This window comes from Pseudoalteromonas sp. Isolate6 (assembly GCF_022398435.1).
GTDB classification, from domain to species: domain Bacteria; phylum Pseudomonadota; class Gammaproteobacteria; order Enterobacterales; family Alteromonadaceae; genus Pseudoalteromonas; species Pseudoalteromonas galatheae.
On sequence record NZ_JAKEVK010000149.1, the window covers coordinates 1 to 11,506 of the forward strand.

The following is an 11,506-nucleotide window of genomic DNA, read 5'->3' on the forward strand; positions in this document are numbered from 1 at the left end:
TCTTTAGGTGGAGGGGGTCGTTGATTGTTTAACCTTTCTGTATAATAATTGGGGGCAACGCGCTTGGCTCTGTAACTCAAAAGCAATGTTAGGAGGTTTATTCACGCTACATAATTAATGCTATCCAAAGCTATTTTTTAGGAACTGAATTTGCTACCACATATACCTTAGTTCACAGAGAATATTTAACTCTAACTATACGGTATTAACTTGAAAAGCTTACTATTTTTTATCAATTCATATCTTTTCCTACTGATAACGTGTTTCGCTGCTGAAGCCGAATCTACCACTTTGTCCCAGTGTCCAAATTTGACAGTTATTAATACCAACCTTCCGGACCATATAGAGCATGAAATACTACCAAGAATTAGGTTGTTTGATGATAAAACTACAATCATTGCCCCAACTCCACTTCAACAACAGACTTTCAGGTCTTTACTTCCAGTGCTTGCTCAAGCGCAATGCCCAACTTCGCGTCAAATCGAAGCTGCCAAAGCACTAAATTATGAGTTTGTACATTTAAGTGATTCAGGAGATGGGGGGGCTGGTATCATAGGGCTTCAGCCCATATTCGAATTAAAAGATCATGGGTGGGGGAGTTTTTTCTATAAAGTAAATGTGGAAAAGAGAGCTATCATTGAGATCGTCCATCCAATAAATGACACTTTCACAGCTGAGATTGGTGCACGAGTTTTCCACCACTCAGCCGCCCATGCATATTTTATTTCAGGAGGGTACCGACGCGCTTTTTGGAATAATGCACCTGCAGGAACAGATCCACATGTCCATGACTTGGGTAATGATGGTAGAGCTGACCCTCCCGATCTTTTGAATAGTATTTACAATGTGGTACACCGTTTTGCCTCTTCAGGCCCATATTTAACATTGCAAATACATGCTTTTAGCAACACAACAGCCAGTAAATTTCCTGACAATGATGCAATAGAAGTCGTAGATGACTTTAATCCAAACAGCAATAACCACAGTCGAACGACAATTAGACCGTTGAAAGCTGTAATTTCCAATGGTGCTGGCAGAGTTAATCCGTATTGCATTAATCTTGATAGAACTATTGAAAAACATGTGGGTCGTGCGGGAGTTTTTTATAAAGAATCGCCTTTTAATCATACGAATGAAGTTATAAATACGATTGGTCTTGCCAATAACCAAACTAAAATTCAAAGTGGAAATGGCTATCGGTATTTGGCTGCAGCGAGAAATATTCATGGACAAGAGATTCGCGCAGGTTTACCCCACGAAACGGGCTTTTTCTGCCATTTAGAACTTAGCAGAGAAGCGCGAAGCCCTGTATTAAAGCAAAGCGCGACGGTTTTAGCTATTTCTCAAGCGATTAATCAAAGTGTGGAAGACACTCGTGTTATTTCTCGTGATGGTGTGCTTTGGTCGATGAGTAGAGAGAGTAACTGGCATAACTATGATAATGATTATAATCAAGACTGGGCTACATTATCCGATAATGTGAGTAAAACATGGCCTAACGAAATTAATCACGCAGTTAGCTACGATTATGAATTTTCAACCCCGAATAGTTCATCTAACTTTCGCTCAAAGAGGGTTATATCAAATAAGCGTGCCAGTTCACGGGAAGAGGTGTGTGAGTCATCTTCTTCTGTCGATTTAAGCTTTCTTCCAACCTACGATGATGATGCTGCCCAAGCTTGGATACTAAATAAGTCGCTTGCTCATTCAAACGATTGGAATTTTGCTATCCAAAGTACAGAAACTTTATCTAGTGCGGCAAAGACAGGTGGAGTTAGTGCAAAAATATTAACTAAAAGTGATGCGGTTCTGGGTCTGATAGCTTCAAGTGATGCATTTAGGCAAGATGCGGCTGTGAAATTTGGCGTAGTTTTTAGTATTGATGGAAACTGGAAGATATTCAGTGATGGTGTAGCACAAAGCGCTTTAGATACCAATCGTCGTATGCCTTCGGGGACTTATGATGTTGGAGATCAATTTGTTATCACAAGAGATGGTAGTAGATATCTTGTCAAACAAGAAAAGGTTTCTAACAAGGGAGAATTCACAGAAGTTTACCGCTTGAGTGATACTAAAGTTAGTTTGAGAATGCATGCAGCAATAAAAAGTCCAGGAGGGAAGCTGGGTGATATCCGGGCATCCTTTGCGCCAGATATCTCGGAGTTACGTAAAGGCAGTGTTCCAGAAATAAGCAGGACGAGTCAGAGTAATGAGTGGGATTATGGCTTTCAAAGTGACTCCTTTGTGTCTGCCAACCACGACGCTTTTATTAGAGTAAAGATTAGTGAAGCAACCTCTGACAGTGTTTTTGGTTTTGAAAATGCAGCTGATACTTTGAACAAAGGGGCGTCGATTAGCTATGGTTTTCGTTTTTATACCGATGGCACATGGGACATATATATAGATGGGAAAGCGGTTCCAACAGATATTGCTGAACAAAAGTATGGTGTGAATGATGAGTTCCGTATTGAGAGGAAAGGCGATGAATATCTGTTCAGAAAAGGAACGGCACTACTTCATAGCGTATCAGGAAGTTCAAACACAGCGCTAAAATTACACCTCGCGATTAGGAAAGGAGCTGGAGGCTTTAGAGAAATTTATAGTTCTTTTGTAGATGGCCTGCTTAAGGTTTTACCTGGCTCCGATGAACCTAATCTTACACGGGTTCCTAGACGCCTGAATATAGATGCTCTTTACGTTTTTAAAAATGGTGATGTTGCTTTTTCGTTGAGCCAAGATTATCGAATGGGGATGGTTAACTACGATCAATGTAGTGCATGTATTGTGATGAAAAATGGGGCTGTTTATAGGTATCATAGAAGTGGTACTTACTCAGGTAAAATAAGTCGCATTTTGAGGGAGGGGAGTGCTACTGACGGTTTAAGCTCCAGTGAAGATAATATAGATGGTCTACATATTGTCGAAGATGGGCAGGGTGGCATTCGCTACATGTATATCTCTTACGGGAGTGATGGTGTTGCGTTAAAAAGTCCCAATGGTGATGTTATACAATATGAAGATGGTGACATTATAAAGGTTACCCCAAGTAGACCTCCTGCACCTCATAGCTCTTCAGCAAATTGGACTGGCGAACTATATTTATCCGAAAAGTCTTACTTAGCTGAAGGAACCAGTAACGGTAGGGATGAGGATATCAACGCAATAACTATGCATAATAATAGATTGGTTGTATCGCTGAATTCGACATCAAGTTTGGATACGGATTCTCAATCCGGTTCAAGCAATGAAGAGAGTGATGATGGCTCTGTGTTGTCACATGATCTCCGATTTAGTGATGGAGCGCTAATCTATGTAGATAGAGACTTGACCGTGTCATCACCATCGGTTGCCCCAGTTGCTAATATTGAAGTTTTTACATCTCAGGGCGAGCTATTTTCTAATGGAAGTAGAACGAATCGGTATCACTCAGATATTGGCGCTGCGCACGCATATAGTTGTAATTCAGCTTCGCTTCCGAGCGCAAGCACGGCGATGGCTGATGTAACAGAAAAGTATAGCCTTGGACAAGCAGCCAATAGAGAAGTCGATTTATTAACAGGGATTAATTATCTCGTTCATAAAGGAAATTACTATAACCCCCGCCTCCCAGTCGATACGCGACAAGTAACTTATAGTAGCGTTGAATACAAATATAATGGTGAGTCTTGGCAGAAGTACAGTGGAAAGCGCAGTTATCATGCACCTAGTCGCACAGGCCTTTATCAATTCCGATATAAAAAATGTGTCATTACCGAATTAACGGGGGGAAGTGGTGAGCCTGATATTAAGTGTGATACTAACTTTACTAATCATCCTAATGCGCAGCTCCTAATACGAACACCTTCTTGGGTGCATTACACTGCGACATCTGAAAATGGAAATGTGAACCTGCTATGGAATGATTTTGATGCGTCTCAGTTTATGATTGCACATAAATCACCACGTTCGGATTTGTTTATAAATAATATGACCCAGTCTAACTCCTTTGCAAAGTACAACCTTTCGCAAGGAGTGCATAAGTTCAAAGTTGCAGCGAAATTTGCTGAGCATGTAGGTGAGTGGTCGGATGTACAGTCGATTACAGTAATATCCAAGCCTGCAGGTGTCTCGACTCCGCAATTGAGCACTGATGGCGTAGTGAAGTTAAAGTGGGACAAGTCAAGTATAGCAGCTAATCATTATGTTCAATTCCGTACAAAAGGGGGGAGCTGGCATAGTGAACTTACTCTATCAGGAGGGGCTACTTCCAAGGTATTTGAGGGTTTGGCTACAGGAGTTTACGAATTTCGAGTTCGCAGCAAAATCGGTGATGCATATACGGACTGGGCCTTTGCAAATTTGACCACGGTTATTAGAAACCCAGAGTTTATAAATGTACCGACAAAAAGTAGCACCGGGAAGTACACAGTGTCTTGGTCAAGTGCTAATGTATCTGGAGCCGTTAGCGTTTTGCAAAGACGCTTAAGCGGGCAGAACTGGAGAGATAGAGCAACTTTGCACGGTACAAGCTTCTCAGAGACAGGCCTGTCTGAGGGGATCTATCAATATCGCCTAGCTTTTGAAATAGATGGCTTACGTGGTGGTTATTTGGTTTCTACAGATGTGGAAGTCTCTCCTCAGCTACCTAATCAACCCGGTGATGGAACGGTTCCGGAAGATATCCAGCTTGATGACTTACCAATCCGAGTTTCCGATAAAGTTGGAACTTTAGCTGGAACAGGTAGCGTTGATGGTGGTCAGGCTAGTTATAGTATTCCCATCAAGGTAGTGCCAGGGCGTAACGGAATGCAACCAAACATTTCGCTCAATTACGCATCTAATCAAGGGGATGGGCTTCTTGGTGTCGGTTGGCAACTTTCTGCAGCTGCTGCAATAACACGTTGTGGTAGGACGACTGCGCAGGATGGCGTTAATGTTGCTGTCCGTATGGATGGTAATGATAAGTTATGCTTCAATGGAAAACGCCTCGTTACGGATGGAATTTATGGTCAAGCTGATACGGTATACGCAACGGAGTTAGACGACTTTGCCCGAATTACTCAATTGAATGGTGATTTAGCATCTACAAAAACGTATTTTAAAGTTGAGCTCAAAAGTGGCCGTGTTCTATATTTTGGAAAAACAGCAGACAGCCGTCACTCAATGGCTGGTGTAGAGGCGACCTTAACCTGGTCGCTAAGCAATGAGCAAGACCGTTCTGGGAATACAATCACATATAGCTACACGGATGTGCATAGCGATAATTCAGAGTATCTTCTAAACGAAATCAAGTACACCGGATTCGGTGAGACACAAGGCACTCGCTTTGTATCTTTCGACTACCAAACAAAAGCACGTACAGGCCTGTCTTATTTGGCGGGAGGCAAGCGTCGTAGCACTCGTAACCTAAAAAGTATAAGCACGGGAGTGAACGCAACAAAAGCACGTGTATATAAGCTAGGTTATATCGAATCAGCTGCATCACAAAGAAAATTGCTCGAAACAGTGACCGAATGTGGCTATGTCGGTGATGCTGAACAATGTTTACCGGCCACGACCTTTAATTGGCAACATGCTGCGCCATCGTTCTCACTGAACCCTGTGAGTGACACATTCACTGGTGAACCAAGTGGCTATCTGACAGATGTTAAGTGGTTACATGACGCCATGCCACATGGAGATATCAATGGCGATGGTGTGCGTGATTGGCCAGGTTTATATATCAATGCTGAAGGTGAAGTCACAAGCCATCATAACGATGAGTTGGCTGCATGTTACAGAGGGACGAATGCTTTTTCGGTCGTATGTTTAGAAGTAGATTTTAATGTTGACGGTAAGACGGATAGCTTCAGAAGCTATAACAAACAACTAGAAATTAAAGCCAGTACGAGTAGTAGTTGGACTCGTACGGGAATAATCTGGGAAGATTTATATGGTCACGATGGTATTTTAGGGTTTAGCGACTTTAATGGTGATGCTTTACCTGATCTGGCATTTAAGCAGAGATTATCGGGGCAGCCTTCTAAGTTGTGGGTGTATCTTCACACCGGTAACTTGAATTCACCTTACTTGAATACACAACGGGTCTTAGTTAAAGAATATCCCGCATATGATAGGAATAGCGTGGGAATTAACAGCACGGTATTCAATGATGTAATTAATATCGAGATGTTAGGAGACATGGATGGCAATGGCACAATCGACTTTATGGTTACAGACACGAGACGGCCTGATAGTACAAGATTGCCTGGTATGCCTGCGCCGCAGGAAATGATTTTAGTAGAGCCTAATGGAACGAGCTTTACAACGACAACGGTCTCATTACCAAGCGTGCCTCACTCTGAAACAGTTAATGGCAATATATTTCATGATTTAAATGCGGATGGACTACTAGATTGGTTAAATCTAACAGAGGATGAATCTTGGCAATATAAGCTAAATAAAGGCGGAAGCTTTGAGGGCTCATGGCATGCCTTGGCTGTTAAGCTTCCTGTTCGCCGTCAATTATATGCAAGACCGTCGAATCCTTACGAGCCAGAAGTATCGACTTATCCTGTTATGTCAAAAATCACGGTGATGGATTATAACGGGGATGGCATACAAGACTTACTTGTTGCAAGTGCAGTGCAAGCCTCAAGTTGCTCTACTCTCAGAAGCTCCAGTGGGGATGAGTGGCTATGTGATGATGACCTTTATGGTAACTATAGCAAAGGCAGTACCGGTGGTATGGTAGATGGCAAGTACACACCGATACATAGTGGTCTTACGGATGACTCTGTAAGAACATTCCGTGCACTGGTTTTCTCCATTGGTGAGAATGGAGTGATTACCGGTGAGTATAAAGGCACAAGTATTAAAGCGTCTGCGACTCAGCGTGCGGTAGTCGATGCGACTGGTGACGGTTTACCAGATATCGTTACAGTCTTTGGTTGTAGGTTTGGGCAGTGTGAATGGAATAGCGAAACGGCAGGACGTAGTGGAGCGAAGCAAAATTCAAGCTATCAGCTTGGGGCTTATATCAATACCAACTTAGGAAGTGGTGATGGTAAAGCGCAGGATCTGATTGAGTCTGTTACTAATGGACTAGGACATCAACAGAGTTGGGTATATCAATCGCTATCTAGTGACGTTTACTCTACAGACAACAAGCCTTTTTATACGGCAACTCATAGTGCGGAAAAGGACGATAAAGCCTACTTTAACTTTGCCTCTAGCATGTTAGTGGTTGCTGAGCATAAGACTGATAACGGTGTTGGCGGTCAAATCACCACTAAGTATCGTTATAAAGATGCCATGTATAACAACCAAGGTCGTGGTTTCCAAGGATTTAAATCCATTATTGTAGAGCAAGATAACTTTACCGATAACGATTTAGATTTGGTTACTCGAACTGATTACCATCAAAAATGGCCTCTAACAGGAGTTATGAAGCAAAAGTGTACTTGGCTTGTATCCGCACATCTCGACGATAATGCAGCGTGTAGTGCGGTGATTGAGCACACTGTACAGAGCGAGATTAGCCAGCTTATCAGTGCGAGCAACGCAGTCCGGATTGAAGTTGGTAAAACCGAATCAACAACTTACGACTTAACTGACACGACTCAAGTAAGTAAGCACACAGTGGTTCGAGAGTTTGATGCTTCGGGGTATGGTAATGTCACGAAGCAAACCGAAACCAAAGAGGATGAATTTGGCAAGTACCAAACAATCACCAAGCGAGTTTTTGATGTTGATGTGGAATCTTGGTGGTTAACAAAATACAGCTCTGAAGAAGTAACGAAGAAAGCAGTGACCGAAAGTGGCATGATTGCAGCTAAAGAAGGAACGAATGTAGATTTAAAGACCTCACACTCCGTGTCGCAGTGGGATGATACTCACCGTTTACCCAAGCAGATAGAAGTGAAAGCTTCTGAAGCAACGTTGCAAACCAAAAAGTTTGAGTACAATAGTTATGGTCTAGTGAGCGCCAGCTCAACGACTGCAAATACTTTGAGCGGTATCGAGGATAAACTTACCAGTGTAGAAAGAAGTATGCGTCGAACTTATACTAATGATGGTATCAGTGCGGCTGCAGATGGGTATTTTCCATATCAAGAGACGATTGAAAACGGTACTACAGACCTCGTGTCGACAACACACTACAACCCTATGACAGGTCAAGCCACGAAAACAATTGACCCGAACAGCGTGGTGATCGAGATGAAGTATGATGCATTTGGGCGCGTTAGTGAAACGACTAGTTCAGGTTTGAAACCAAGGTATACGAGATATTATACGATAGATACGGATGCCCCTGCTCATGCTGTAATGCGTATTGTGTCATCGCAGGCAGGGCAGCCGAGTAGCCAAGCCTATGTTGATAAACTTGGCAGAACGGTACGAACAGCCACAGAAGGCTTTGCTGGTGAGTGGATATTCTCAGATGTGGCCTTTGATGCTGTTGGGAATGTTACCGAAGAAATAGGCCCGTACTTGGCAAATGATAGTGTGAAACTAAGTGTGACACACTCAGGGTTTGATGCCTTAGGTCGACCTGCGGGTAAATCAACGACACAAGCAAATGGTCAAAGCTTAGATGTAGCTTATGAATATTCGGGGCTAACAACCACGATCAGCGCTGAGCAACTCAATATGTCTCGTAGCTACAATAGTGTTGGGTGGCTGATAAGCACGGAAGACGCCATTAATGGTATGACTCAATATGCATATAATGGCGCAGGGTTACCAATTGCAATTGCAGATCCAAATAATAATACCATCTATGCCAGCTATGATGCCGTAGGCCGCAAGCAATGGGTGAGTGATCCAAACCAAGGAAAAACTACATATACCTACAATGACTTCTTGGAAATAGAAAAAGAAGAGGATGCAAACAAAGATGTTGTGCGTTATGACTACGATTTGGCTGGTCGTATTACTCAGCGCCATGACACTGGACGAGCAAACGCTTCAGTAACCAAAGCCACAGTGAGCGCCTCGTTTGTTTTCGATAGTGCTCAGCCAGGTTTACTGAAAACGGCAAACTACGGAGGTATAAAGGAAAGCTTTGGTTATGATAGCTATGGTCGTGTGATTACTAAAACAACGGAAGTAGACAGCCATACATTTACCTATAAAAATCACTATGATGGTTTGAATGGCAGACTAAAAGCGTTGGAATATCCAAACAACTTTGTCGTAGGGTATGAATATAACGACCAAGGTTATGTATCGCGAGAATATAACCCAAGTTCGGACTATACCTATCGAAAAATAACAGCGAAAGATGCCTTCAATAACATTACCGCAGCGTTATTAGCCAATGGGGAAATGACTGGTGAGTATGGATATGCCAACGCTTCTGGGCAAATGATGCTATCAAAAGTGAGCTCGAATAGCGGTGTAATCCATCATCTCAGCTACGATGCGTATGACGATTTTGGTAACTTAAAGGGCTACACTAACCATATTCATGACTACAGCGAGCGCTATGAGTATGATGCGCTTCATCGTATTAAGAACATGGCGATGACGGTGAACAACCTCACTGCAAATGTAGCATATGAGTATGACAGCCTTGGAAACTTAACGAAAAAGTCTGACTATGCAAGCAAGTATACATATGCTGATAACAGACCGAATGCAGTCGCGAGCGTTTTAAAAGTCAATGGTCAAGTCGCGAACTTTGGCTATGATAACAAAGGCAATCTGACTTCAGGTGAAGGGCGGGCTCTTTGGTACAACGTTCACAATAAACCCGTTAAAATCACACAAGGCTCTGTGGTGAGCCAGTTCCACTATGCAGCTGGAGGACATCGAGTAAAGCAACAAAAAGTGCAAGCGGATGGCAGTGAAAGCACGGTGTACTATCTTGATAAGCTGTTTGAACAAGAAGCGTCCTCAGGAAATACGATTTGGCGAGCTTATATTAGCGATGTAGCAATATTAAGTTATGACTCAAGCGTAAAGCGCTATCAATTACGCTTTACGCACAAAGACAGATTAGGCAGCACAACCACACTGAGTGACGAAGTGGGTAATGTGATGGCCTATCGTAACTTTGATGTATTTGGTAAGCCGAGAGGAGGAGATGGTCAAGTCATTAGCCCAGCGAAACTCAGTGGCAATGTGCTAGATTTAGAGCTGTTTTCATCGAGAGGATTTACCGATCACGAACACTTAGACGAGTTAGCATTAATTCATATGAACGGTCGGGTGTACGATTATAACCTTGGTCGGTTTATGTCGGTTGACCCCGTTATCCAAAGCCCAACAAATAGCCAGAGTATTAACCCTTACTCTTACATAATGAATAACCCATTGGCGGGGGTAGATCCAACAGGTTATTCTAGCTGCAGGCCTGAAGATTCAGGTGGTTGTCAAAGCGAGCCGAAGCCATTGGAGATTGTAATTACTGGAGGCAAAAATAAAGGGGAATCATCTTCTAGCCCTAATGCCGCAGGTGGTGATATTGGAAGAAAAGGCAATAGTGATAATCCAAATGCACCAATTGCTAACTCTTCCAAAAGTTCTATGCCATCAAATGGTAATGAGAATACTCAGAAGAGCCAAGGTAAAATAGGAAGCGCTATTAGTGATATTGGTTCTCCCAGTACAATCACAAATAATAGAAGTACAGCCCCTTCGTCAGGAAACAATAGTAGTAAAGGACTATTTCCCAATATACCTACACTACCTGCGCCACCAAATGCTAAAAATCATATGTCTGGGATGAGATCTGCTCTGGGTTATGTGCAAAAATATGGTATGAATGTGCTTCAAACTATAGGGGGCTCTGGGCAGGCATTATTAGGTGCTAGTTTAATGAGTAACCCAATAACTTTTATACCAGGTGCTTTAATTTTAGCGCATGGCCTTTTTAATACTGCTCAAGGTGTTGGTTTAACAGAAAGTAATTATGCTCAAGAAGGATGGAGGTATGCATTGGGTGAACAATATGGTGATTACGCATATTTTGGTGTTGACATAGCTAGCGCCGGTTGGGCAGCTTTAGGGCGAAAAATAGGACAATTTGGACTACGAGCTTCAGGCACAAACACCATTCATCATTCAAAAAATTTAACTAATTCTTTGGGACGGGATCGTATCCACTTTAGAGGAGATTATGTGAGAAATTATCGAACAGTATCGGGAGCCTCGTTGGCTATTAATGATGGTTTAGTTATTCAGTATGGGATGAGAAATAATGCTAACTAACGACATATTAATATGGCTTGTCCCTGTTATTTTTATTTTGGACCTGTTTCTTACGATATGTGTCAAACTAAAAAAGCTAGCTGATATTAATTTGATTGCATTAGTAAGGTTTGTAACATTGGTTTTGGGGAGCATATCAACGTGGTTATTATTTTTTGATGTGCCTTCAAAAGGTACTTTATATGATTATTTACTAGGTCTAGTATTATTGTATTACATCCCAGTTAGGTTGTTCTTTATACGATAGTTAATAGCTGGAAGCTTGTTTTGTTTCTAGTGGTTATAGTGCTCCTATAGCCAACGTAAAGGACTTTTTGGAGTTATGCAGAAT

1 protein-coding gene is annotated in these 11,506 nt (G+C 42.2%); it reads left to right on the forward strand.

All coding sequences use genetic code 11. The features are described from left to right. Positions 1-372 precede the first annotated feature (372 nt). Positions 373-11,175 (forward strand): SpvB/TcaC N-terminal domain-containing protein, encoded by a 10,803-nt coding sequence (locus tag L1D50_RS16905; RefSeq protein WP_239966456.1) that lies wholly within the window; start codon positions 373-375, stop codon positions 11,173-11,175. The last annotated feature ends 331 nt before the right edge of the window (positions 11,176-11,506 follow it).